The 24,877-nt window shown below is 64.3% G+C and carries 24 protein-coding genes; 21 read left to right on the forward strand and 3 right to left on the reverse strand.

Features of this window, described 5'->3' with window-relative positions; translation table 11 throughout:
- Positions 1 to 44: 44 nt before the first annotated feature.
- Positions 45 to 722 (reverse strand): TonB family protein, encoded by a 678-nt coding sequence (locus ACSH0F_RS04040; protein WP_435200119.1) that lies wholly within the window; start codon positions 720 to 722, stop codon positions 45 to 47.
- A gap of 373 nt (positions 723 to 1,095) precedes the next feature.
- On the opposite strand from ACSH0F_RS04040, the gene ACSH0F_RS04045 reads away from it, so the two are divergent.
- Together ACSH0F_RS04045 and ACSH0F_RS04050 are read left to right on the forward strand one after the other, a co-directional pair.
- Positions 1,096 to 1,935, forward strand: coding sequence for a hypothetical protein (locus tag ACSH0F_RS04045; RefSeq protein ID WP_435200121.1), 840 nt, complete (start codon positions 1,096 to 1,098; stop codon positions 1,933 to 1,935).
- A gap of 127 nt (positions 1,936 to 2,062) precedes the next feature.
- Complete coding sequence (locus ACSH0F_RS04050; protein ID WP_435200123.1) at positions 2,063 to 3,373, forward strand: homoserine dehydrogenase; 1,311 nt, start codon at positions 2,063 to 2,065, stop codon at positions 3,371 to 3,373.
- On the opposite strand, the gene ACSH0F_RS04055 is transcribed toward ACSH0F_RS04050, so the two are convergent.
- Together ACSH0F_RS04055 and ACSH0F_RS04060 are read right to left on the reverse strand one after the other, a co-directional pair.
- The gene (locus ACSH0F_RS04055; RefSeq protein WP_435200125.1) at positions 3,327 to 3,872 is read right to left on the reverse strand and encodes a hypothetical protein; all 546 of its coding nucleotides are present in this window, start codon (positions 3,870 to 3,872) and stop codon (positions 3,327 to 3,329) included. The genes ACSH0F_RS04050 and ACSH0F_RS04055 overlap by 47 nt on opposite strands.
- Positions 3,873 to 3,919: 47 nt before the next feature.
- Entirely contained in the window at positions 3,920 to 4,339 is a 420-nt protein-coding gene (locus tag ACSH0F_RS04060) for a hypothetical protein (RefSeq protein ID WP_435200127.1), read from the reverse strand.
- A gap of 101 nt (positions 4,340 to 4,440) precedes the next feature.
- On the opposite strand from ACSH0F_RS04060, the gene glpX reads away from it, so the two are divergent.
- From glpX to ACSH0F_RS04155, 19 genes are all read left to right on the forward strand, one after another.
- Positions 4,441 to 5,415 (forward strand): class II fructose-bisphosphatase, encoded by a 975-nt coding sequence (glpX, locus tag ACSH0F_RS04065; protein ID WP_435200129.1) that lies wholly within the window; start codon positions 4,441 to 4,443, stop codon positions 5,413 to 5,415.
- A 289-nt stretch (positions 5,416 to 5,704) separates the two neighbouring features.
- Positions 5,705 to 6,640: a ribose-phosphate pyrophosphokinase gene (locus tag ACSH0F_RS04070; RefSeq protein WP_305931140.1), complete on the forward strand. Its 936-nt coding sequence runs from the start codon at positions 5,705 to 5,707 to the stop codon at positions 6,638 to 6,640.
- A gap of 49 nt (positions 6,641 to 6,689) precedes the next feature.
- Positions 6,690 to 7,505 (forward strand): inositol monophosphatase family protein, encoded by an 816-nt coding sequence (locus ACSH0F_RS04075; protein WP_435200131.1) that lies wholly within the window; start codon positions 6,690 to 6,692, stop codon positions 7,503 to 7,505.
- Positions 7,506 to 7,530: 25 nt separating this feature from the next.
- The gene (locus tag ACSH0F_RS04080) at positions 7,531 to 8,289 is read left to right on the forward strand and encodes an SDR family NAD(P)-dependent oxidoreductase (RefSeq protein WP_435200133.1); all 759 of its coding nucleotides are present in this window, start codon (positions 7,531 to 7,533) and stop codon (positions 8,287 to 8,289) included.
- A gap of 1 nt (position 8,290) precedes the next feature.
- Positions 8,291 to 9,043, forward strand: a complete 753-nt coding sequence (locus tag ACSH0F_RS04085) for an SDR family oxidoreductase (protein ID WP_435200135.1) — start codon at positions 8,291 to 8,293, stop codon at positions 9,041 to 9,043.
- 123 nt (positions 9,044 to 9,166) lie between these two features.
- Complete coding sequence (rpmI, locus tag ACSH0F_RS04090) at positions 9,167 to 9,370, forward strand: 50S ribosomal protein L35 (RefSeq protein WP_435200137.1); 204 nt, start codon at positions 9,167 to 9,169, stop codon at positions 9,368 to 9,370.
- A 31-nt stretch (positions 9,371 to 9,401) separates the two neighbouring features.
- Positions 9,402 to 9,761 (forward strand): 50S ribosomal protein L20, encoded by a 360-nt coding sequence (gene rplT, locus ACSH0F_RS04095; protein ID WP_278329537.1) that lies wholly within the window; start codon positions 9,402 to 9,404, stop codon positions 9,759 to 9,761.
- Positions 9,762 to 9,877: 116 nt separating this feature from the next.
- A complete protein-coding gene (locus ACSH0F_RS04100) occupies positions 9,878 to 10,747 on the forward strand; it encodes a helix-turn-helix domain-containing protein (protein ID WP_435200140.1) in 870 nt (289 codons plus the stop codon).
- An 87-nt stretch (positions 10,748 to 10,834) separates the two neighbouring features.
- On the forward strand, positions 10,835 to 11,725 hold the full coding sequence (locus tag ACSH0F_RS04105) for a helix-turn-helix domain-containing protein (protein WP_435200142.1): 891 nt from the start codon (positions 10,835 to 10,837) through the stop codon (positions 11,723 to 11,725).
- An 85-nt stretch (positions 11,726 to 11,810) separates the two neighbouring features.
- On the forward strand, positions 11,811 to 12,734 hold the full coding sequence (locus ACSH0F_RS04110) for a helix-turn-helix domain-containing protein (RefSeq protein ID WP_435200144.1): 924 nt from the start codon (positions 11,811 to 11,813) through the stop codon (positions 12,732 to 12,734).
- 52 nt (positions 12,735 to 12,786) lie between these two features.
- Positions 12,787 to 13,887 (forward strand): phenylalanine--tRNA ligase subunit alpha, encoded by a 1,101-nt coding sequence (gene pheS / locus ACSH0F_RS04115; protein ID WP_435200146.1) that lies wholly within the window; start codon positions 12,787 to 12,789, stop codon positions 13,885 to 13,887.
- Entirely contained in the window at positions 13,884 to 16,277 is a 2,394-nt protein-coding gene (gene pheT, locus ACSH0F_RS04120; RefSeq protein ID WP_435200148.1) for a phenylalanine--tRNA ligase subunit beta, read from the forward strand. Before pheS ends, pheT begins: the two co-directional genes overlap by 4 nt.
- Positions 16,274 to 17,023, forward strand: a complete 750-nt coding sequence (locus ACSH0F_RS04125; protein WP_435200150.1) for an SDR family NAD(P)-dependent oxidoreductase — start codon at positions 16,274 to 16,276, stop codon at positions 17,021 to 17,023. The genes pheT and ACSH0F_RS04125 overlap by 4 nt, the downstream gene beginning before the upstream one ends.
- Before the next feature lie 117 nt (positions 17,024 to 17,140).
- Entirely contained in the window at positions 17,141 to 18,676 is a 1,536-nt protein-coding gene (locus ACSH0F_RS04130; protein ID WP_435200152.1) for a peptide chain release factor 3, read from the forward strand.
- 37 nt (positions 18,677 to 18,713) lie between these two features.
- Positions 18,714 to 19,583: an alpha/beta fold hydrolase gene (locus ACSH0F_RS04135; RefSeq protein ID WP_435200154.1), complete on the forward strand. Its 870-nt coding sequence runs from the start codon at positions 18,714 to 18,716 to the stop codon at positions 19,581 to 19,583.
- 35 nt (positions 19,584 to 19,618) lie between these two features.
- A complete protein-coding gene (locus ACSH0F_RS04140; protein ID WP_435200156.1) occupies positions 19,619 to 20,323 on the forward strand; it encodes an endonuclease/exonuclease/phosphatase family protein in 705 nt (234 codons plus the stop codon).
- A gap of 145 nt (positions 20,324 to 20,468) precedes the next feature.
- Entirely contained in the window at positions 20,469 to 20,807 is a 339-nt protein-coding gene (locus ACSH0F_RS04145; RefSeq protein WP_278329546.1) for a P-II family nitrogen regulator, read from the forward strand.
- A gap of 20 nt (positions 20,808 to 20,827) precedes the next feature.
- Complete coding sequence (locus ACSH0F_RS04150; RefSeq protein ID WP_435200158.1) at positions 20,828 to 22,171, forward strand: ammonium transporter; 1,344 nt, start codon at positions 20,828 to 20,830, stop codon at positions 22,169 to 22,171.
- A 297-nt stretch (positions 22,172 to 22,468) separates the two neighbouring features.
- Positions 22,469 to 24,847, forward strand: coding sequence for a TonB-dependent receptor (locus ACSH0F_RS04155; RefSeq protein ID WP_435200160.1), 2,379 nt, complete (start codon positions 22,469 to 22,471; stop codon positions 24,845 to 24,847).
- Positions 24,848 to 24,877 lie beyond the last annotated feature (30 nt).

The following is a 24,877-nucleotide window of genomic DNA, read 5'->3' on the forward strand; positions in this document are numbered from 1 at the left end:
AGTCCTCTTGAGTAATTGGGTTCCGCCTGGGACGACGGGAAAGCCTAGTTGAGCTGGTAGACGATCGTCGTCCGGTAGGTATCCGTAATCGGGTTGCCCGCGCGGTCTAGCGCCGGGTCGAACCGCGCATAGCGGGTCATACCGTCGCATGCAGCCGAGTCGAGATCGCTCGAACCGCTCGAACTCGTGACCGTGCAGCCGGCTACGCGGCCGTCCGTACCGACGGTGACCGAGACGCCGACATTACCTTCGGTGCCCTCGCGCTCGGCGCGGCGGGGATAGTTCGACTGGATGCGACGCGCCCAGCCGGCCTGGCCTTTGGGCGATGCGCCCCGAGCCTTGGACGGTGCGGGCGGTGCGGGCGGAGGCGGCGGCGGCGCCGGCGGTGCAGGCGGCGGAATACGCAGCGCAGGGGGTGCCGGCGGCGGAATCGTCGTCTGCGTACGGATCGGCGGTGGGGCCGGCGCAATACTGATCGGCGGCGGCGGTGCCACCGGCGGCGGCGGGGCCGTATCGGGTTCAGGTGGCGGCGGAGGCTCGTCCTCCGGCTCGGGCGGCGGCGGCTCTTCGATATCGATCGTCGTCACGCGTTCCACCACCTGCTGCACCGCATTGTATGCGAGGCCGGTGATGAGAGCGTAACCGAGAGCGATATGGATGAGAGCAACGATGATAATCGCGACAATGCGATTGCCGCTCATCTCCTGGTCAGCATATGCCATTCGGTCGCTTCACTCCATCGGTCATCCCGGTGCGAGGCCGGGATTGAGAGGCTTAATGCGGGAGGGTGCAACATGCATGCGACCCGCTGCCTCGTTTTTCATTCAGAACATCGTGTTTACCCTGAGGCCGACAGCGATGCAGAAGACCCGAAGTTCCCGAAAGAACCCCAAGACCTCTCCCCCAAGCAACAATGTATCATCGCTTGGGCCCGCCCATCCCTTACCCACGATGCCCGCGCACCGCAAACCCTTTGTCGGTTAAGGACCGATTCAGTCCGTTACCCGGAAATCTGCTGGGGAACCTCGGGGCCTCGCCCGCCATTGACCGAGTCGCCCGCACGAGTAATTTCGCATTCGCCCAGCTGGAAACATCATGATCCGATCTACCTTGTTTACCCCGATAGCGCTCGCTGCCGCTTTGGCAGTAACCCCGCTTGCTGCGCAGGAACCTGCGCCGCAAACGCAGCTGACCTATGCTGACATTGTGGATCTGGCGGACAAGTCGCCCTTGGTCCTTCGTGCCAAAATCCGCGATCAGGCGACGGTCGAGCCGGAGCGCTCGCCGGGCCTCGCCCCGGGCCATGTCCGGCTTTACATCGAAGCGGAGACTACAGCTCTGATCGCCGGGAATGTTCCGGTTGGCGAATCGCTGCGCTACCTCGTTGATCTTCCGCTGGACGAGAAAGGCAAGGCGCCGAAACTGAAGAAGCAGGACGTCGTCCTGTTCGCGCGCACCGTGCCCGGACGTCCGGCCGAAATCCAGCTGGTCGAGGCCGATGCACAGTTCCCCTATACTGACGCGTTTGCCGCCAGCCTGCGGTCGGTTCTGGCTTCGTTGCTTGCGCCAAACGCCCCGCCACGCGTTACCGGCGTGCGTGATGCGCTCGCAGTCGAAGGTACGCTGGTCGGCGAATCCGAAACCCAGCTGTTCCTCGATACCGAGAACGACGGGCCGGTTTCCGTGACCGTCGTGCGGCGGCCGAACCAGGCACCGCGTTGGGGCGTTTCATGGACCGAAATCGTCGACCAGGCCGCCCGCCCGCCGCGGCGGGACACGCTCGAATGGTATCGCCTTGCCTGTTTCCTGCCTTCAGGCCTGCCGGGAGAGGCCAATATCTCGCGCGATCCGCGGGCCCGTGAGTTGGCGGAACAGGACTACGCGCTGGTTATCGAGCAATTGGGCACCTGCCCGCGCACACGTTCGCCGGGCTGAGGGCCGACAGCTTCGCCTTGGCGCGGGGCAAGACAAACTGGTTCCAAAGCGCCCCGCTGCTGGGCTAGTCGCCAGCGCATGAGCTTCTACTCCGATTTTCCACTCCCGACCGTGGCGCACCCGACCCATGGCTGAGCCGCTGCGCCTTGCGATCGCCGGCCTCGGTACGGTCGGCACCGGCGTCATCCGCCTGCTCGAAGCCAATCGCGACGTCGTGGAGCGCCGCGCGGGGCGAGCGATCGAAGTCGTTGCAGTCAATGCGCGAGAGCGCGGCAAGGATCGCGGCGTCGACCTCTCCCGCTTCGCCTGGGTCGACGATATGCAGGCCATGGCGACCCGCGCCGATGTCGATGTGGTGGTCGAGCTGGTCGGCGGATCGGACGGACCCGCGCTGACGCTTGCCCGCTCCGCACTCGATGCAGGCAAAGGCTTCGTCACCGCGAACAAGGCGATGGTGGCGCATCACGGGATGGAGCTGGCCGAACTGGCCGCGATCAAATCCGCGCCCTTCGCTTTCGAGGCGGCGGTCGCGGGCGGCATTCCGGTGGTGAAGGGCCTGCGCGAAGGCACGGCGGCCAATGCGCTTACCCGCATCTACGGCATCCTCAATGGCACCTGCAATTACATCCTGTCGGAGATGGAGCGGACCGGTGCCGATTTCGGCGAGATGCTGAGTGCGGCACAGGAAAAGGGCTATGCCGAGGCCGATCCGACCTTCGACATCGAGGGCGTGGACGCTGCGCACAAGCTGGCGATCCTCGCCGCAATCGGCTTCGGCACGCGCATCGATTTCGAAGCGGTACGGTGCAGTGGCATCACCCAGGTCAGCGCGACCGATATCGCGCAGGCCGATGCGCTCGGTTACGTCGTGAGGCTCGTCGGGATCGCCAGCATGGAGAACGGCGACGAGGCGACCGGACGGTTGCTCCAGCGCGTGCGCCCGTGTCTCGTCCCCTTCCGCCACCCGCTTGCCGCGGTGACCGGACCGACCAATGCCGTCGTGGCGGAAGGCGATTTCTCCGGGCGTCTGCTCTTTCAGGGCGCGGGCGCGGGCGACAAGCCGACGGCCAGCGCTGTCGTTGCCGACCTGATCGACATCGCACGCGGGCAGGCCGGAGCGCCATTCTCAGTGCCCGTGAGCCAGCTGGCCACGGCAGAGCAGGGCGATTCCGGCGAGCGCGTGGGTCGTGACTACATCCGCTTTACCGTGGCCGACCGGCCGGGCGTACTCGCAGAAATCACTGCGGCGATGCGCGATGCGGGAGTATCCATCGAAAGCCTCATCCAGCGCGGCCGTGATCATGACGGCGGCGAGGTACAGGTCGCAATGGTGACGCACGAGGGGCCCGAGCGCTGCGTGACCGCCGCGCTCGAATTGCTCGAAGGATCGCCTAGTCTTGCGGCAGATCCTCTAGTGATGCCGATTCTGGGGGACTGACCTCACCAATCCCCGGCTCCGGAAGACCGAGTTGCTCGGCGCGCGCTCTTGCTGCGGCTTCGGGCGTTGCGACATCGCGCCCCAGCGGCGGCAACCCCCGCGCGATGCGATCGGCGTCGGATCCTGGCGGCGCGTCCGGCAGGCTCTCGAAATCGATGATATAGGCCGGCGGTGGCGGGCATGGCGGAATGAAGCAGCCGCGGGCCGCGACCACGCCTTGATCGGGTATGCCGAAGACATCGGGCGCGCTTGGGTTGCCCTTGTTCATCGTCTCGCGGGCATAGCGACGTTCGGCCCGCTCCTTGTCGTAGCCATACTCATCGAGGTCGCTGCGGCGGCGGCAGACGATGATCTCGCCGGACAGAAGCGCCGCTTCCTGCTCTTCGCTACAATCTTCGAGCGGTTCGTCGGCCTCGCGCGCTGCCGCAAGCAAATCGATCCGTTCGGGAGGCGAGCCTTGCTGCGGCTGTAGCGGAGTTTCGGCGTCCTGCGCTACCACCGGTGAAGCGACGGCTGCTACAAGGACAGTTGCGAACAAAGAGAACCTCATTGCGGGGTCTCGCCCTTCGCGATGCGGTCCGCATCGGAGCCTTCGGGCGCATCGGGCAAGGCATCGAAATCCACGGTCACCGGGCGTTCACCTGCGGCTCCCAGCTCGGGGCACAAGGTCAACAGACCGGGTCGGCACGGCGGCGGCTTGAAATCGGGGGCCAGGCCAAGGCCGCGATCCATCGTCTCTTCGGCATACCGCTTTCGCACTTCGCCCAGCGGGCCGAGGCGGTATCGATCGTTCTCCGACCGGTCGCCGCAGACGACGATCTCGCCGGAGATAAGCGCGGCCTCCTGTTTGCGCAGGCACGCGCGCTCGTCGGCAGAAAGCTCTTCGGAGGTCGACCCCTGCGCTTGCGCGGCTCCGGGAGCGAATACGACAAGGACCGGGGTCAGCACGACCAGTCGTCTCGACAATGCATGGCTCCCTGTCTATCGGGCGCTCGCGCATACGATTGCATGACCGAAGCGCCACCCGACTTCCGGGGCCGATACACCTACGAGGGACTGAACCGCTTATGAATTCGCCTGCCGACAACCCGCTCGACCGCATCCTCGTGCTCGAAATGGTCCGCGTCACCGAAGCGGCCGCAGTCGCGGCGTCGAAGCTGATCGGTCGCGGCGACGAAAAGGCTGCTGACGCCGCCGCTGTCGAAGCGATGCGCAAGGCGTTCGACACGCTCTACATGGACGGCACCGTGGTGATCGGCGAGGGCGAGCGCGACGAAGCGCCAATGCTTTATATCGGTGAGAAGGTCGGCGGTGCGCCTGGGGAAGGCCCGAAGATAGATATCGCGCTCGATCCGCTGGAAGGCACGACGATCACCGCGAAGGCCGGCCCCAATTCGCTGGCCGTGCTGGCCGCCAGCGCCGAGGGCTGCCTGCTCAACGCGCCGGACGTCTATATGGACAAGATCGCGGTTGGGCCGGGCTATCCCGACGGCATTATCGACCTTGCGAAAACGCCGACCGAGAACGTCACGGCAGTGGCCGACGCCAAGGGAGTGGAGCCTGCCGACATCATCGTCTGCGTGCTCGACCGACCGCGCCATGCGGACCTCATCGCGGAACTGCGCTCGATCGGCTGCGGTGTAGTTCTGATCGGTGACGGCGACGTCGCAGGCGTGATCGCGGTGACCGACGAGGACACCACGATCGACATGTATATGGGCCAGGGCGGCGCGCCAGAGGGCGTGCTGGCTGCAGCCGCATTGCGCTGCGTCGGCGGCCAGTTCAACGGCCGCCTCGTCTTCCGCAACGAGGACGAGAAGGCTCGCGCCCGCAAATGGGGCATCGAGGATTTCGACCGCATCTATACGCGCGACGACCTCGTCAAAGGCGATTGCATCTTCGCCGCGACGGGCGTGACCAGCGGCAGCCTGCTCGAAGGCGTGAAGTACCGCCGGGGCGGCACGATGACGACCGAAAGCGTGGTGATGCGCGCCAGCAGCGGCACGGTGCGCTGGATCAAGGGCGAGCATAAGGTAGGGTAGTTGGTTGCGTGCGGTCAGGACATCCGTCCTGACCTTGCTGTGCCGTCCCGCTCCCCCACCCGACCACCCACGGCACGGTATTCTATGGGTGGTCGGGTGGGGGAGCGGGCCGGTACCGTAAGCCTTCGACGGATGTCGAAGGCGCACGCAACAAATATCCCGCACCAAACAAATACAAAACTCCCGCCCCCAGCAACCAGCTCCTCTTCAAAACCCTCCTTCCCATGTTGCAATCCCATGACGTGTCGCTAGGCGAGTGGCACTGCCAGCCGACGGGGATTCGCCAGCAATGAAAATCATGGCCGCCAACTCGAACTTGCCGCTCGCGCGCGCGATCGCAGCCTATCTCGAGATGCCGCTCGTCGATGCGCAAGTGCGCCGCTTTGCGGACGAGGAAATCTTCGTCGAAATCCACGAGAACGTGCGCGGAGAGGATGTCTTCGTCGTCCAGTCGACCAGCTATCCGGCGAACGACAATCTCATGGAGCTGCTGATCTGCATCGATGCGCTGAAGCGTGCATCGGCGCGGCGGATCACGGCGGTGGTGCCCTACTTCGGCTATGCCCGGCAGGACAGGAAGCCCGGCCCCCGCACGCCGATTTCGGCCAAGCTGGTGGCGAATCTGATAACCGAGGCAGGAGCGGACCGCGTCCTCTCGGTTGACCTGCACGCGGGTCAGATCCAGGGTTTCTTCGATATCCCGACCGACAACCTCTACGCCGCGCCCGTCATGGCTGCCGATATCCAGGCGCGCTATGGCGACCAAGCGCTGATGGTGGTCTCTCCCGACGTTGGCGGCGTGGTGCGCGCCCGCGCGCTGGCCAAGCGGCTCGATAATGCGCCGCTCGCCATCGTCGACAAGCGCCGCGACCGCCCCGGCGAGAGCGAGGTGATGAACATCATCGGCGACGTGAAGGGCAACCACTGCATCCTGATCGACGACATCATCGATTCGGGCGGCACACTCTGCAACGCCGCGCAGGCGCTACTCGATCAGGGCGCAAGCTCGGTCGCGGCCTATATCACGCATGGCGTCCTCTCGGGCGGGGCCGTTGCCCGCGTCGACGGCTCGGCGCTGAAGGAACTCGTCATTACCGACACGATCCGGGCGACCGATGCGGCGCAGGATTCCAGCCGGATCCGTATCCTCACCATCGCGCCGCTGATCGGCGAAGCGGTGCGCCGCATTGCCGACGAAAGTTCGGTCAGCTCGCTGTTCGACTGATGCCGAACGCGCTGCTTGACCGCAGTGGCGGGCATTGCAAAGGCGCGGCATGGACATGCAAGAAGACATAGCGCTCGCGCAGCGCCTCGCCGAGGTTGCCGGCGAAGCGATCAGGCCGCTCTTTCGCGGGGATTGGCAGGCGGAGCAGAAAGAAGATCACTCTGCCGTGACCGAAGCGGATCGCGCTGCCGAAGCAGCCATGCGTTCCCTGCTGGAGGTCGAACGCCGGGATGACGGCATAATTGGCGAGGAGTACGGCAGCGTGCGCGAAGGCGCGGCGCGCCAATGGGTGCTCGACCCGATCGACGGGACGCAGAGCTTCGTTGCCGGCCGGCCGATTTTCGGAACGCTGATTGCCCTGCTGCAGGACGGGTGGCCGGTCCTCGGCATCATCAACCAGCCGATCCTGGGGGAACGCTGGGTGGGCGCCATCGGACAACCGACGACGCTCAACGGCAAGGCTGTCAGCACGCGCCGATGCCTTGCCCTGCAAGGCGCGTCGATCGCCACCACCAGCCCGCATGCTTTTGCCGAGGACGACGTGGATGCCTATCTGCGGGTGGTGGCTAAAGCCTATCCGCAGCGTCCTTGGCCGGTATATGGCGGGGACTGCTACAATTACGGCCTGCTTGCAGCGGGCCATCTCGACATCGTCATCGAAAGCGGGCTCAAGCTGTATGATTTCGCCGCGCTGGTGCCCGTCGTCGAGGGCGCCGGCGGAACGATGAGCGACTGGCAGGGCAATCCGCTCGACGCGAACAGCGATGGCCGTGTGCTGGCTCTGGGAGAGCCGGCCCGGCTCGAGGACGTGCTCGAAGCGATGGGCGGTATCGCTAGCGACAGCCATGATCACGACGGGCACTGAGCGAGGCGCGGCACGTTCCGCCACAATGAAAACGATTTGCGTAACCGGAGCGGGCGCGGGCATCGGCCGGGCGACCCTGATGCATTTTCACGGAGCTGGCTGGCGGGTGGTCGGCCTCGACAAGGATGCCGAAGCTCTGGCCGAACTGCGAACGGCCCTGCCGCGCGATACTGCGCTGCTGCTGACCTGCGATGTCGGCAAGGAAGGCGACGTGACGCGCAGCTTCGCGCGGATGGAGGATTGGCTCGATGGCGCGGCGCTCGACTGCCTCGTCAACAATGCCGGCATCGCCGATCCCTATTGCGGGCCGCTGGAGGACCTTGCGTTGTCCGACTGGCAGGCGTGGATCGATGCGAGCCTGACTGCCGCCTTCCTGTGCAGCCGGGCCGCTGTGCCGCTGCTCCGCTGCGCCGAGACCGGGGCGAGCATCGTCAATATCTCCAGCACGCGCGCGGTGATGAGCGAGCCGGAATGTTTCGCCTACGCCTCGGCCAAGGGCGGGCTCGATGCGCTGACCCATGCGATGGCAGTCTCGCTCGGCCCCGAGATCCGCGTCAATGCCATCCGGCCCGGCTGGATCGAGACGGGACCATGGCAGAAGACCGGCGAACGACGCGAAGCTAACCACCGCGAAAAGGACTGCGACCAGCATCCTGTCGGACGTGTCGGCACGCCGCAGGACGTCGCGGAGGCCGTCGAATATTTGCATGGCGCGGGCTTCGTCACGGGCCAGCACCTCAATGTCGATGGTGGCATGACACGCAAGATGATCTACGAAGACTGACATGGATCTGGGGGGCAGACTTCGCGGCAGGGTCGCGCTGGTGACCGGCGCGGCGCGCGGCATGGGACTTGAGATCGTGCGGCGATTGGCAGTCGAGGGGGCGACCGTTTGGCTCGGTGGTCGGGATCGGGCGGCGCTCGAAGACGTGACAGTTACAATCGACGGGGAGGCGCGGGTGCTCGCCTTCGATATCGACGACGAAGCCGCCTGTGTCGCAGCTCTTGCCGAGATCGAGGGAGCCACAGGGCTCGATATCCTTGTTAACAATGCCGGAGCGCGCGACCGGCGCGGTTTCGCCGAAATCGAACGCGCCGACATGGAACGGCTGCTGCGCACAAATCTCGTCGCGCCGTTCGATCTTGCGCGGCGCGTGGTGCCGCTGATGCGCGCGCGGGGCTATGGCCGCATCGTCAACGTCACCTCCATCGCCAGCGAGATCGCGCGCGGCGATGCGTCCTATACGGCGAGCAAAGCGGGGCTCGATGGCGTGACCCGCTCGCTCGCGGCGGAGCTCGGACCCGATGGCATCACGGTCAACGCAGTCGCCCCGGGCTTCGTGCTGACCGAGGCGAATGCGGAGTGGTTCGAGGGATCGAGCGAAATCGCCGACCATCTCGCGCGCCGCACCTCGCTCGGCCGTTGGGCCAAGCCCGAAGAAATTGCCGGCGCAGTGGCATTCTTGGTTTCACAGGACGGATCCTACGTCACCGGCCACACGCTGATCGTCGATGGCGGTTACGTCACCCACTTCTAACTGCGCTTGCATTTCCGCCCAGAATCGCTATCTGCGCGCCCTTCACCGACACGTGAATCACCGCCGGTCTGGCCGAAAGGGCTGCCAGGGCTGGTCGGACGTGTCTCTGCAAAGGAGATGAAAATGCCCAAGCTGAAGACCAAGAGCGGTGTGAAGAAGCGCTTCAAGATCACCGCGACCGGCAAGGTAAAGCACGGTGTGGCCGGCAAGCGCCACCGCCTGATGAGCCACAATGCCAAGTACATCCGCCAGAACCGCGGCACCACCGTCCTGTCCGAAAGCGACTGGAAAGCGGTGAAGAAGTGGGCCCCCTACGGCCTCGACTAAGCCCGTCTGCGTTTTTTAGGAGTACAACAGCATGCCACGTATCAAGCGCGGGGTTACCACCCGCACCAAGCACAAGCGGCTTCTGGACCAGGCCAAGGGCTATCGCGGTCGCCGCAAGAACACCATCCGCGTCGCGCGCCAGGCCGTCGAAAAGGCCGGCCAGTATGCCTATCGCGACCGCAAGGTTAAGAAGCGCAACTTCCGCGCTCTGTGGATCCAGCGTATCAACGCCGCGGTCCGCGCCGAAGGCTTGACCTATTCGCAGTTCATGCACGGCACGAAGCTGGCCGGTATCGAGCTCGACCGTAAAGTCATGGCCGATCTCGCCATGAACGAAGGCGCGGCCTTCAAGGCGATCATCGAACAGGCCAAAAAAGCGCTGCCGGCGTAAACTTCGCCTCAAGCGATTGTCTATATGAGAAAGGGCGTCCGGTCGGGCGCCCTTTTTTGTTCCAACTTGTCGAATGCTTCCGTGGCGCTACAATGATACAGGGAGGGAGGTGTCGAGTGGCCAGCGATTGCCAGATCGACGTGCAATTCTTTGCCGCACCGGCGGATCTCGCTCCCTGCTTTACTACTATCTATCTCATGACTGTCGATCTTCCGCCCGGCGAGCGAGTGGTCGATATGCTGCTGCCCGAGTGGGCGAACATGCGCTTTTTCAGCGATACGGTCGCAGGACCGGACTCGGCTGCGCTGCGGTCCGCCGGGGCGCAACGCTTCCAGGCAACCGGGCCGAGCGCACAGCCGACCCGCTTCGAGATCGGGCGGAGCCGAGTGTGGGGCATGGGCCTCAGTCCGCTGGGCTGGGCGCGCTATGTGGGCGCGGAGGCGGCCGACTTCGTGAACCTGGTTTTCGATGGAGAGGCCGAAGAGGCGTTCGCCAAGCTAAGCACGCTTTGCGAAATGCTATGCGGCGCCGAGCGAGACCTCGATCGGCAATTCGAGTCAGTGTGCGAACACCTGCGAACGGCAGCGCCCATGCCGAAAGACGCCGATAGGATTATCGCCGTACAGGAGGCGATGTCCGATCCCTACCTTACCCATGTCGAGGATTTCTCTGACAGGCTGAACCTGTCGAAACGAACGCTGGAGCGACTGTGTAAACGCCATTGCGGCTTTAGTCCGCGCGTGCTGCTGCGGCGGCAGCGTTTGGTACGCACATTGGGTGCCTTCCTGACCGAACCCGGAAGATGGACCTCGGTGATCGATCGGCACTATCACGATCAGGCGCATTTCGTTCACGAATTCAAGTCCTTCATTGGTATGAGCCCGAGCGAGTATGTGGCGATGCCGCATCCCGTGCTCGGTGCCTTCGCTGCCGAACGGCGCAGGGTCTGGGGATCACCCGTCCAGTCCTTGGACAGGCGAGGATAGTTTTTCGCAAAGCGGTCGCATTTTGCTACTGCCCGTACCGATGCTGATCCGAACGCCATCGATCCTGCGCGTGGGCGGGCCCCGCGCATGAGCGGCTCTGCGCTCGGCAGCGCGGTCAAAGTGCGCCTTTACCTGCCACCCGAAGACCTGCGCCCTTTCGTAACTACCATCTACCGGCTCGACGTGAGCCCGGATCCGGCCGGACCGATCGAGGATGCCCTGCATCCCGAGTGGGCCAATATCCGCTTGATCACCCAAGGCGACATCGAAGCCTCGGTCGGTGACGCGCGGCTGGAGCGCGTGCCGCGAGCGATCCTTGTCGGACCGACCAGCCGCGCAACCCGCTTCCGCGCGGAGGCCGCGCAGAGCTGGGGCATCGGACTGATGCCGCTCGGTTGGGCGCGGATCCTCGACCAGCCGGCAGACGAGTATGCCGATCGTTTCGCCGATCTATCGCAGGAGCGCGCACTCGAACGGCTGGCGCCGATAACCGCATGTCTCGCGATCGAACCGTCCGATCCGCAAACGTTCAAGGATTGCCTCGCCGACGCGATCCGAACGCTGTTGCTCTCCCCACAGCCCCGCGACACCGACATCGTCGGGTTGGAACGTGCCTTGGTGGACAAGAGCGTGCACACGGTTTCGCATCTTGCAGCGAATACCGGCATGAGCCTTCGTACGCTCGAACGCCTGTCCAAATCCGTCTTCGGTTTCACTCCGCAGCTGCTGTTGCGACGTCAGCGATTCCTGCGCAGCCTCGCGCAGTTCATGCTCGACCCTTCGCTTAAATGGATCGAAACGCTCGACAGCCACTATCACGATCAGGCGCATTTCGTGCGGGACTTCAAGCGTTTCATGGGCATGAGCCCGAGCGCCTATGCCAAACAGCCTCACCCCGTACTCGGAGCCGCCGCGCATGCCCGCAAGGCGATCGCGGGGGAAGCGATGCAGGTGCTGCACAAACCGCCCGCAGACTGACATCCGGCGTGCACGGGCCCGATAGCGAAGCTTGTGCGTTGATGTCTCAAGCTGCTCCAATCGTCCGTCGCATCGAAAGGACTTCATGTCGCGCCCATCGTTGCCGATCACGGAATTCAGCTCGGATAAGTTGCGCCTGCGGCTGGTCGCCCCGCCCAACGATCTCGCTCCGTATCTTTCGGGCTACTACCGCACCGAGGTGGCGGAGGGTGCCACGGTCGAAGACTGGCTGCCTCCCGAAGAAGCCAATCTGCGGACAGGAGAGGCGGAGCATTATCAGGCCGCCATCGGAAACGAGGACATGCGCGACGTGCCGCCGGCGATCATCTCGGGGCCGACGGACCGGGTGACGCGGCTACGGATCACCCACGGCAAGTTCTGGGGCATCGGCCTCACGCCGGCTGGATGGTCGCGGCTGATCGGTTTGCCGGCACATAAAAGCGCCAACCGCTTCGTCGATATCAGCGCCTCGGACGCGCCGCCTTCCTTGGCGCCGATGCTTCACCAGCTTCGCGACATAGGCGACGATCTCGAGAGTGCAGCCCAGCTGATCAACGCAACCCTGCGCGACGTGCTAACACCCGACCCCGCGAACGAGCAGGCAATCCAGGCTGTCCATCGCCAGCTGGTCTCCGAAGACCATGACGCGGTGGCACCTTTGGCCGAGGCAGCAGGCATGAACCCGCGCACTTTGGCCCGCTTCTGCCAGCGGCACTTCGGGTTCGTGCCGCGTAGCCTGCTCAGGCGGCAGCGCTTCCTGCGCAGTCTCGGCCAATACATGCTTGATCCTTCCATGCGCTGGATCAATTCGCTGGACTCGCATTATTGGGACCAGGCCCATTTCATTCGCGACTTCCGTGCGACCATGGGCATGACGCCGGGTGAATATGCCAAGCGACCGCATCCGATCGTCACCGCCGCAGTGACAGTCATTCATCAAGGCGGCGGTGTAGCGATGCAGGCGCTCTATCACCCGGACCATGCGCAAGCGGCACAAACTGGGCTTTAGCATTCGGGCGGTTGCCGCTAGAGGCAGCGCGCAGGACACAGCCGAGGAATAGATGACCGATCTGGCAAATATGCGGGACACCGCGCTCGCACGTATTGATGATACTGGCGATGCCGCTGCACTCGAAGCTCTGCGCGTGGAATTCCTCGGCAAGCAGGGCTCGATTTCGGGCCTCATGAAGACGCTCGGCAAGATGACGCCCGAAGAGCGCCAAACCGAAGCGCCCAAGATCCAGAGCCTCCGCGGCGACGTGGCCGACGCGATCGCTGCCAAGAAAGAGCAGCTCGAAGAGGCCGAGCTGGAAGCAAGACTGGCGAGCGAGGTGCTCGACCTGACGCTGCCTGCCCCCGCTACGCCGAAGGGGTCGGTCCACCCTGTCAGCCAGGTAATGGACGAACTGGCGGAGATTTTCGCGGACCTCGGCTTCACCGTCGCCACCGGGCCGGAGATCGAGGACGATTGGCACAATTTCACCGCGCTCAACATGGCGGAAACGCACCCCGCGCGCGCGATGCACGACACGTTCTATTTCCCGGATGTGGACACCGACGGCCGTCGCATGCTTCTCCGCACGCATACCTCGCCCGTCCAGATCCGCTCCATGGCCGAGCAGGGGGCGCCGATCCGCATCATCGCACCGGGCCGCGTCTACCGCAGTGACAGCGATGCGACGCACACACCGATGTTCCACCAGGTTGAAGGTCTCGTGATCGACAAGGGCATCCACCTCGGCCACTTGAAGTGGACGTTGGAAACCTTCCTTAAGGCCTTCTTCGAGCGCGACGATATCGTGCTGCGCCTGCGCCCGAGCTATTTCCCCTTCACCGAACCGTCGGTCGAAGTCGATGTCGGCTGGCAAGATGTGAATGGTCGCCGCGTGCTTGGCGGGGACGGCGATGCGCCGGGTCATGGCTGGATGGAGCTGCTCGGCAGCGGCATGGTCAATCGCCGCGTGCTGGAATTCGCAGGCGTCGATCCGGACGTTTATTCGGGCTTCGCCTGGGGCCTCGGCGTCGATCGGCTCGCCATGCTGAAATACGGCATGGACGACCTGCGCGCCTTCTTCGACGGCGATTATCGCTGGGCGGAGCATTACGGCTTCTCGCCCTTCGATCAGCCCACCCTGTCTGCCGGCGTAGGAGCGCGCGCATGAAGTTCTCGCTCGAATGGCTGAAGCATTTCCTCGACACCGACGCTTCGCTGGCGGAGATCGCGGCTGCGCTGAACCGGATCGGCCATGAGGTCGAGGGGATCGAGGACCCGGCGGACAAGCTCGCCGGCTTTCGCGTTGCGAAGGTGCTGACGGCAGAAAAGCACCCCGACGCCGACAAGCTGCAGGTGCTCAGCGTCGATACCGGTGACGGCGAGCCGCTCCAGGTCGTCTGCGGCGCGCCCAATGCGCGCAGCGGTATGAAGGGCGTGCTCGGCCTGCCCGGCGCGGTCGTCCCCGCGAACGGCATGGAATTGCGCAAGAGCGCCATCCGCGGCGTCGAGAGCAACGGCATGATGTGCTCGGTGCGCGAACTCGAGCTCGGCGACGAGCATGACGGCATTATCGAACTGCCCGAGGATGCGCCGGTCGGGGAGAGCTTTGCAGATTACAGCGACGCCTCTCCGGTGTTCGACGTCGCGATCACGCCCAACCGCCCCGACTGCATGGGCGTGATGGGCATCGCGCGCGATCTCGCTGCCGGGGGGCTCGGCACGTTCAAACCTGTTGAGGTCCCGACCATCGACGGCGAGGGCCCGTGCCCGGTCGAGATCCGCACCGACGATCCCGAGGGCTGCCCGGCGTTTTATGGCCGCGTCATCCGCGGAGTCGACAACACCAAGCCGTCGCCGGAATGGATTCAGCGCGGCCTGAAGGCTGCGGGTCAGCGACCGATCAGCGCTCTGGTGGATTGCACGAACTACCTCATGCTCGCCTGCGGGCGTCCCGCGCACGTTTACGATGTCGCCAAGCTGTCCGGCCCTGTCGTCGCGCGTCGCGCCCAAGATGGCGAGACGATTGGGGCGCTGAACGAGAAGACCTACACGCTCGATGACACGATGACGGTTATCGCCGACGATGCCGGCGTGCACGACATCGGCGGGATCATGGGCGGCGAGCATTCGGGCGCGACCGAGGGCACGACCGACGTATTGCTCGAGATCGCCTATTTCGATCCCGAGCGCATCGGTGTGACGGGTCGCAAACTGGGCCTCGCATCGGACGCGCGTACGCGATTCGAGCGCGGCGTCGATCCGACATTTCTGGACGACGGTCTTGCGCTTCTCACCGATCTGATAGTTCAGACCTGCGGTGGCGCTCCCACCGAAGTGGCGCGCGCCGGAAAGCCGCCGGTCGAGCCGATGGTGGTGCCGTTCGATCCCGCACTGACGAGCCGCTTGGGCGGCGTCGACGTGGCCGAGGACGAGCAGCGTCGCATCCTGACCGAGCTCGACTTCAAGGTAGGCCCCGACTGGCAGGTCACCTGCCCGCCGCGTCGCCATGACATCGAAGGCCCGGCCGATCTGGTCGAGGAAGTGGTCCGTATCCACGGGCTCGACAAGGTCGCCAGCGTCGCCCTGCCGCGTGCCGACGGGGTCGCGCAACCGACCGCTTCGCCGCTACAGAAGCTCGAGCGCAAACTGCGCCGCGCGGCGGCCGCTCGTGGGCTGAACGAGGCGGTAACCTGGTCCTTCCTTCCCACCGCCGACGCCGAGCATTTCGCGGACGGCGCGCAGCTATGGGTGCTCGACAATCCGATCAGCGAGGACATGAAGGCCATGCGCCCCTCGCTCATCCCGGGCCTGCTCGCCGCGGCCAAGCGCAATGCCGATCGCGGCGCGCCGGGCACGCGCCTGTTCGAAATCGGACGACGTTATTTCCGGGGCAAGAATGGGTCGAGCGACGAGAAGCCGACGCTGGGCGTCGTGCTCGTAGGCGAGAAGACACCGCGGGGATGGGCGCAGGGCAAGGCAAGTCAGTTCGACGCTTTTGACGCCAAGGCCGAAGCGCTCGCCCTGCTCGAAGCTGCCGGTGCGCCGGTCGACAATCTGATGGTCATGAGTGAGGCTGGCGACCAGTTCCACCCCGGCCAGTCCGCCACGTTGCGGCTCGGCCCGAAGAACGTGTTGGCTCGTTTCGGCGCGCTGCATCCGAAAACGCTGAAGGCCTTCGACGTGGACGGCCCGGTGGTCGCGGTCGAGGTTTTTCTCGATTCGATCCCGGCGAAGAAGGGCGGAAGTGGTTTCGCGCGCCCGACCTATACGCCGCCCGCGCTGCAAGCGATCACGCGCGACTTCGCCTTCCTCGTCCCTGCCGATCTCGCCGCCGCCGACCTCGTACGTGCGGTGAGGGGCGCGGACAAGCAGGCGATCGTCTCCGCGCGCGTATTCGATGTTTTCGCCGGGCAGGGCGTCCCCGAAGGCAAGAAATCGGTGGCGGTCGAAGTCGTGCTCCAGCCGGGCGAGAAAAGCTTCACCGACGAGGAGATCAAGGCAATCTCGGACAAGGTGATAGCCGCCGCCGCCAAGCAGGGCGCGGAGCTACGCGGATGACCAGGACTGCTTTCGTTACCGGAGCTACCGCAGGAATTGGGGAGGCGACCGTCCGTGCGCTGGTCGACAAGGGCTGGCGCTGCGTGGCGACGGGACGCCGCAAGGAACGGCTCGAAGCGCTGGTTGCGGAACTCGGGGCGGACAAGGTCCTTCCCTGCGTCTTCGATGTCCGCGACGAGGCTGCGATGGATGCCGCAATTGCCAGCCTGCCCGAGGACTTTACCGGGATAGATCTGCTGGTAAACAATGCCGGTCTCGCGCAGGGCCTCTCGCCCGCGCAGGAGGCGAACCTCGACGACTGGCAGACCATGATCGACACCAATGTGACGGCCATGGTCAAGCTGACGCGCAAACTGCTGCCCGTGCTGATCGAGCGCAAGGGCGCGATCATCGCGATCGGCTCGGTCGCCGGGAGCTATGTCTATCCGGGCGGCAATGTCTATGCAGGCTCCAAGGCCTTTGCGAACCACTTCACGCTCGCCCTGCGCGCCGACCTGCACGGCACTGGCGTGCGCGTGACCAGCATCGAACCGGGCATGGTCGAGACCGAATTCACGCTCGTGCGCACCGGCAGCCAGCAGGCCAGCGACGATCTCTATCGCGGCTCCGACCCGATGACGGGCGAGGACATCGCGAACACTATCCTGTGGGTCGCCGAGCTGCCCCCGCACCTCAATATCAACCGTATCGAGCTGATGCCGGTGAGCCAGGATTTCGCCGGCTTCCGCGTGGCGCGGGAGAGTTAGCCACCAAGGCCCGCTCACCCTGAGCCTGTCGAGGGGTTTGGTGCAACACTGCGACTATGCTTCGACAGGCTCAGCATGAGCAGTTCGGGGTTCGATTTTGACAAGTAAGAAAAGCCGATGACCTCAAATCGCCGCACCTTTGCGATTATTTCGCACCCCGACGCGGGTAAAACGACGCTCACCGAAAAGCTGCTGCTGCAGGGCGGCGCGATCCACCTCGCGGGCGAGGTCAAGGCGCGCGGTGCGGCGCGGCGGGCGCGGTCGGACTGGATGAAAATCGAGCAGCAGCGCGGCATCTCGGTCACTTCCAGCGTGATGACCTTCGAGAAAGAGATCGACGGGGAAGTCATCACCTTCAATCTGCTTGACACGCCGGGGCACGAGGATTTCTCCGAAGACACCTACCGTACGCTGACCGCGGTCGATTCCGCCATCATGGTGATCGACGTCGCCAAAGGGATCGAGAGCCAGACGCGTAAGCTGTTCGAAGTCTGCCGTCTGCGGAACGTGCCGATCATCACTTTCGTCAACAAGGTGGACCGCGAAGGGCGGCCGCTGTTCGAGATCCTCGACGAGGTGGCCGATGCGCTGGCGCTCGATGTCAGCCCGCAGAATGCTCCGCTCGGCATGGGCGGGCTGTTCACTGGCGTGCTGGATTTCGCCACCGACACGGTCACGCGGCCCGAAGGTGGTAGCAAGGAGTTCCTCGGCAAGCGCGAGCCGCTGGGCGATCTGCCCGAGGAGCTCGAGGAAGAGATCGAGCTGACGAAGATCGGCTATCCCGAATTCGACCTCGAAGCCTATCGCAATGGTGATCTTACACCGGTGTTCTTCGGCTCGGCACTCAAGAATTTCGGGGTCGAGGAGCTCATCGAAGCGATCGCCAAATGGGCCCCGCCGCCGCGCCCGCAGCCGGCCGGCGAGGACGAGATCAGCCCGGAGCGCGACGAGGTCACGGGCTTCATCTTCAAGGTGCAGGCCAATATGGACCCGAACCACCGCGACCGGATCGCCTTCATGCGGCAGGTGTCTGGAACCTTCAAACGCGGCATGAAGCTGACCCCGAGCGGGCTTGGCAAGCCGATCGCGGTCCACTCGCCGATCCTGTTCTTTGCGCAGGATCGCGAGATCGCGGATACGGCCTTCGCGGGCGACATCATCGGCATTCCGAACCACGGTACGCTGCGCGTCGGCGATACGCTGTCCGAGAAGAACGACGTGCGCTTTACCGGCCTGCCGAACTTCGCGCCGGAAATCCTGCGCCGCGTGGTGCTGGCCGATCCCACCAAGACCAAGCAGCTACGCAAGGCGCTCGACGATCTTTCCGAGGAAGGCGTGATCCAGGTCTTCTATCCCGAGCTGGGCGCGCAGCATATCGTCGGCGTGGTTGGCCAGCTGCAGCTGGAGGTGCTGATCTCGCGCATGGAGGCAGAGTACAAGGTAAAGGCCAATCTCGAGCCTTCGCCCTTCGCCACGGCACGCTGGGTCAAGGGCGACGACAAGGCGCTGGACGAATTCGAGAAATTCAACCGCGCCAATCTTGCCCGCGACCGCGATGGCGATCTGGTGTTCATGGCCAAGAGCCCGTGGGACGTGAACTACCAGGAAGAAAAGAACCCGGACCTGACCTTCTCCGCCACGAAGGAGCGTTGAGGTTGAAACTGCGCGGGGCTTGTCGCAAAGCCCGCACATGACCATTCCCGGCCCGACTTCCCAGACCTTCATCTCGCAGCGCCTGCGCCTCAACTATCTCGATTGGGGCAATCGGGGGAAGCCGCCGCTCGTGCTGGTCCATGGCGGGCGCGACCATGCGCGCAGCTGGGACTGGGTGGCGGAAGAGCTTTGTCAGGACTGGCACGTGGTCGCGATGGATCACCGCGGCCATGGCGACTCCGACTGGGTTTCGGACGGCAACTATTCTGCCAGCGACATGGTGTATGATCTGGCGCAGTTGATCCACCAGCTCGGCGTCGGCCCGGTAACTATCGTCAGCCACTCGATGGGCGGCAATGTCTCACTGCGCTATGCTGGGACTTTTCCCGACATGGTCGCCAAGATCGTCGCCATCGAAGGCCTCGGCCCCAGCCCCAAGCGGCAGGAAGAGATGCGCGCCAAGCCCTATCCCGAGCGGCTGAACGAATGGATCGGCAAGAAGCGCGCCGCGTCGGGTCGATCCCCGCGCAAATACGAGAGCATCGAAGCCGCCTTCGCGCGGATGATCGAGGAGAACAGCTACCTCACCGAGGAACAGGCCCGGCACCTCACCATCCACGGTGTCAATCGCAACGAGGACGGCACCTATAGCTGGAAGTTCGACCCGCACCTTAACGTCTGGCCGGTCGAGGACATCGCCGACGAGTTCCTCCACCAGACCTGGGCCGCGATCACCGCGCCCACCCTGTTGCTTTACGGCGCCGACAGCTGGGCCTCGAACCCCGAAGGCGACGGGCGGCTCGACCACTTCGCCAACGCCGAGGTGATCGAGTTCGAGAATGCGGGGCACTGGCTCCACCACGACCAGTTCGACCGGTTCATGGCGACGCTCAAGGATTTCCTCTGACGATGGCACCATCGCAGCACCGTTTGCGTTGATCGATGGTGCACCTCACTTTCGCCAGCTACAACATACATAAGGCAGTGGGCCTCGATCGCCGGCGCGATCCCGAGCGTATTCTCTCGGTACTGCACGAGATGGACGCTGATATCATCGCGTTGCAGGAAGCGGACCGGCGCATCGGCGACCGGGCGACGGTGCTGCCGCGCGCTGCGCTCGACGATACCAGATGGCGGGTGGTCGAGGTCGCGCGGCGGCCGCGCAGCATCGGCTGGCACGGCAATGCGCTGCTGGTCAGGCGGGATGTGGAGATCGTCGCGAGCCACGCGCTCGACATTCCGACCCTCGAGCCGCGGGGCGCGGCGTGCGGCGAGATCGCCGTGGAGGGCAGGCTGTTGCGCGTGATCGGCACGCATCTAGACCTTTCCGGCCTGCGTCGCCGCGACCAGATTCGCTCGCTCCTGACCTATGTCGAGGCCTGCAAACGCGATTTGCCCTCTGTCATCCTCGGCGATTTCAATCAGTGGGGCCGCCATACCGGCGCCATGCGGGAATTCGGCAAGGGCTGGCAGCTGGTCACACCGGGCCGCAGCTATCCGAGCCGCCAGCCGATTGCGACGCTCGACCGGATCGCCGCCACGCGCCACTGGGAATGCGTCGACACGAAGGTGCATCACACCTCCCTGGCTGCGATCGCATCGGATCACCTCCCAATCGTCGCGCGGCTGAAACTGCACACAAAATGATCAGCCGATTATAATTTAGGCAGACCGGCTGATTTTCGGCCCCGACCTGGGGCCCGTGGCCTTCACAATTCAATTTGGCACGCTTCATGCTGCACCTGCGAGAGCCGGCATCGGGGCCGGCCGATAGCCAGCAGGGGGTGAACGCGTGAAATTCATCATCGCCGTCATCAAGCCATACAAGCTCGACGAAGTGCGCGAAGCGCTCGGCGCGGTGGGTGTGGCCGGAATGACCGTGTCCGAGGTCAAGGGCTTCGGGCGCCAGAAGGGGCAGACCGAGATTTATCGCGGCGCCGAATATTCGACCAACATGCTGCCCAAGGTGAAGCTGGAGATCGCGACCAGCGACGACCTTGCGCCGCAAGTGGTCGAAACCATCCAGCAAACCGCCAGCAGCGAGGCGATCGGCGACGGGAAGATCTTCGTCTTCGACCTCGCCAGCGCCACCCGCATCCGCACCGGCGAAACCGGCGATACTGCGCTGTGACGACGATGAAGGAACCAACCATGCTTCGCACTCTTTCCCGCGTGAGCGCCGTCGGCCTCGCGTTCCTCGCGCCGGTTGCGGCATTTGCGCAAGATCCGGGGCTCCAGGCGCCCGTTGCAGTCGCGGAAGCGGCGGCAGCCGTGCCCAATCCCGGCAACAATGCCTGGATGATGACCGCGACCGTCTTGGTCATGCTGATGATCCTGCCAGGCCTCGCGCTGTTCTACGGCGGCCTCACCCGCTCCAAAAACATGCTCTCTACCATGACCCAGATCGGCGCGACCGCCTCGCTGGCGATGCTCGTCTGGGTGATGTGGGGCTATTCCACCGCCTTCGGTCCGGAAGGCAATGCGTTCTTCAGCTGGGGCAATCTCTTCCTGGCGCAGACCGACGCATCGAGCACGGCCGCGACCTTCACCGACGAGGTGATCAGCGAGTTCGTGTTCATCAGTTTCCAGATGACCTTCGCGGCTATTACCGCGGCGCTCATCCTGGGCGCGACGGCAGAGCGGATGAAATTCAGCGCCGTCATGCTGTTCGTGCCGCTATGGCTGACAATCGTCTATTTCCCGATCGCCCACATGGTCTGGGCCGGTGGCGGGCTGCTGTTCGAAGACGGCGCGCTCGACTTTGCGGGCGGTACCGTGGTGCACATCAACGCCGGTGTCTCGGGCCTCGTGCTTGCTTACCTTCTCGGCAAGCGTCGCGGCTATCCGGCTGAGCCGATGCCGCCGCACAGCCTGACGCTGACCATGGTCGGCACGGGCCTCCTGTGGGTGGGCTGGTTCGGCTTCAACGCCGGTTCGGCACTCGAGGCGGATGCTTCGGCCGGACTTGCCATGATTAATACCTTCGTCGCCACGGCGGCAGGTGCGCTGACGTGGATGGTGATCGAGAAGCTGGCAGGGCACAAGGGCTCGGCTCTCGGCTTCTGCTCGGGCGTCATCGCCGGCCTCGTCGCCGTGACGCCTGCAGCGGGTAACAGCGGTCCCTTCGGCGCGATCCTGCTCGGCATCGTCAGCTCGACCGTCTGCTACGTATTCGTGGCGAAGATCAAGGCCAAGCTCGGTTACGACGACAGCCTCGACGCCTTCGGCATCCACGGTATCGGCGGCATCGTCGGCGCGATCGGCACGGCGGTGGTCTACCAGCCGTTCCTTGCCGGTCCTGGCGACGGCTCGACCGCACTCGGCGCCCAGCTCTGGGTCCAGATCTACAGCGTACTAGTGACGATTGCCTGGGCCGGTATCGGCACCCTGGTCGTCGGACTGGTCGTCAAGATGCTGCTCGGCCTCAGGGTCACCGAGGAAGCCGAAGTCGACGGCCTCGACATCTCCGAACACGGGGAGCGGGCCTACAACTGATACGGGAGCGTCGCGCGAAAAGTGGGCACCGGTTTTCGCCCTTCGCGACGCGACCCGAACATACGAGTTAGGCGGGGTCGCCTCTTCTCTCTCCTCTCCTCTCGGAGGTGGCCCTGCCAAACGATGTTCCTCCTGCGAACATGAGCCTTCAAGGGCCGGAGATCATTCTCCGGCCCCTTTTTTGCGCGCCACGCCGATGTGACTCGATTGCTACGCAGTATCCGTCAAATGAGTGCTCGCATATTATAACTATTGATAAGTCTCCATCCCGGATTCATCCCGCTTGTTGTTGCAGGGTTGAAAACGCCCGCACGCAGGAGGAGCCGCACCGCGGCGCTGCTCGCAGGCTGCGGCCTCGTCGCTATTGCGAGCCCGGCGACCGCACAGGTCGCGGAGCAAGTCGAAGGCGACCAGGATGTCATCATCGTCACTGCGACCAAGCGCGACTCCACGATTCAGGACGTGCCGTTTTCGATCAATGCGCAGACGCAGGAAGACATCCAGAAATCGGGCGCAGGCAATCTTGAGGACCTGTCGCGCAACGTCGCCGGGCTTTCGGTCCAGAACCTCGGGCCGGGCCAGAGCCAGGTGTCGGTGCGCGGCGTTTCCGCCGGCCAGGTCGTGCGCGACCAGCCGGGTGTGAAGGAGCAGGTCGGTGTCTATCTCGATGAAAGCGTCATTTCGCTCTCGCTGTTCACGCCCGATCTCGACCTGTTCGATCTCAATCGCGTCGAAACGCTGCGCGGTCCGCAAGGCACGCTGTTCGGCTCGGGCAGCGTCGGCGGCACAATCCGGTACATCACCAACCAGCCGCTGATCGGTGTGACCGAAGGCCTTGTCGAGGGCAATGTGAACCTCGTCGACGGGGACGATCTAGGCTGGCACGCCAAGGGTATGGTCAACCTGCCGCTCGGTGAACGTGCAGCCATCCGCGCCGTCGGTTATTACACGCAGTATGGTGGCTTCATCGATGCGATCGGCCCGGCTGGCGGCGAGGACATCAATGGCGGCGAACGCTATGGCGGCCGGCTGGCGCTGACCATCGACACGGGCGAAGGCTTCAGCATCACCCCGCGCTTCATCTACCAGAAGATCACCGCCGACGGCTTCAACCGGCAGGAGATCTGGAACCTCTACGCCAACCCCGACCAAGCCGATCCGACCGTCTTCGACGAGCGCGAGCAATATCTGAAGCTGCGCGAGGCGTTCGAGGACGAAACACTGATCGCCGACCTGGGGGTCGAGGCGGAACTCGGCGCGGTCACGTTGACCTCGGTCAGCTCTTACACCAATCGCGATATCCTGGTGAGCCGCGATGGCAGCGCGCTGAGCGGATCGGTTTCGGTCGATCTCGGCTATCCAACCGCTGCGATCAACCTGCCGTCGAACTTGCGCGATACGACCGATGTAAACGCGATCACGCAGGAGCTGCGGCTGTCGTCCAATGGCAGCGGGCCGTTCCAGTGGGTTGTCGGCGGGTTCTATTCGAGCACCGATCGCTTCTACCGCCAGCGCCTGCCGACACCGGGCTACGCGGCGGCGACCGATGCTACGCTTGGCGCGGGAACCTCGGCAGCAGTCGCCAATGGTTTCCCGAACCTCGATTCGCCCTACAATGCCGATATTCCCTACGAACTGGAGCAGATCGCCATTTTCGGGGAAGCGACCTACGCTATCACCGATGCTTTCGATGTGACGGTCGGTGCGCGTTATTACGACTTCGAGGAAAGCCGCCGCTTCATCTCGGGCGGTCTGTTCGCCAATGGCGACAATGCGGCAGATACCACGAAATCCGACGGCGTGAGCCCGCGTATTCTGCTCAGCTACGACGTCAACGACACGCTGACGCTCAACGCACAGGCATCGAAGGGCTTCCGCCTCGGTGGGGTGAACGATCCGCTCAACGTTACGCTCTGTTCGCCGGACGACGAAGCGCTGTTCGGCTCGTTCCAGAGCTATGACGACGAAAGCCTGTGGAACTACGAAGTCGGCGCAAAGGCGCAGGGGCGCGGTCTCTATGCCAATGTCGCGGGCTTCTATAACGACATCAGCGACCTGCAGGTTACGCTCGATGCGGGCAGTTGCTCTTCACGCGTGGTGTTCAACGTTCCGGATGCCCATTCGACGGGTGTGGAAGCCGAAGTCGGCTTCTCACCCACCCCGGGCCTGGACTTCGTCTTCTCAGGCAGCCTGATCGAAGCGGAATTCGATTCGACCCTGCCCGAGCCGCTGGCCACCGCCACCGGCATTCGCGAGGGCAACCGGCTTCCGTCGGTGCCGGAATTCCAGCTTTCGGTCTCGGGCAGCTACGAATTCCCGGTTTCGGCCACAGCGGATGCCTATGTGGCGGCATCCTACAGCCATGTCGGCAATCGCTATACGCAGCCGGCGGACCAGGAGAACAATCCGCGCACCTTCGTGCATGGCCTGCCGTTCCGCGGAGCCCCGGCCGACGCATCGACCACGGTCGATCTGCTGCTGCCGTCCTACGATCTGGTGAACTTGAATGCAGGCGTCGATTTCGACTCGGGCTTCTCGCTGGTTGTCTACGTGAACAATCTGCTCGACGAGAATGCTCTGCTCAGCTTCGACCGCGAGCGCGGTGGCCGGGCGCGTCTCGGCTATCGGGTCAGCACGCCGCGGACCTTCGGCATAACGGCGCGCCAGTCGTTTTAAGAGGCGCGAGTAAACTAGAGGGGCGGGCTT

Source organism: Qipengyuania sp. 902 (assembly GCF_051195295.1).
GTDB lineage: Bacteria > Pseudomonadota > Alphaproteobacteria > Sphingomonadales > Sphingomonadaceae > Qipengyuania.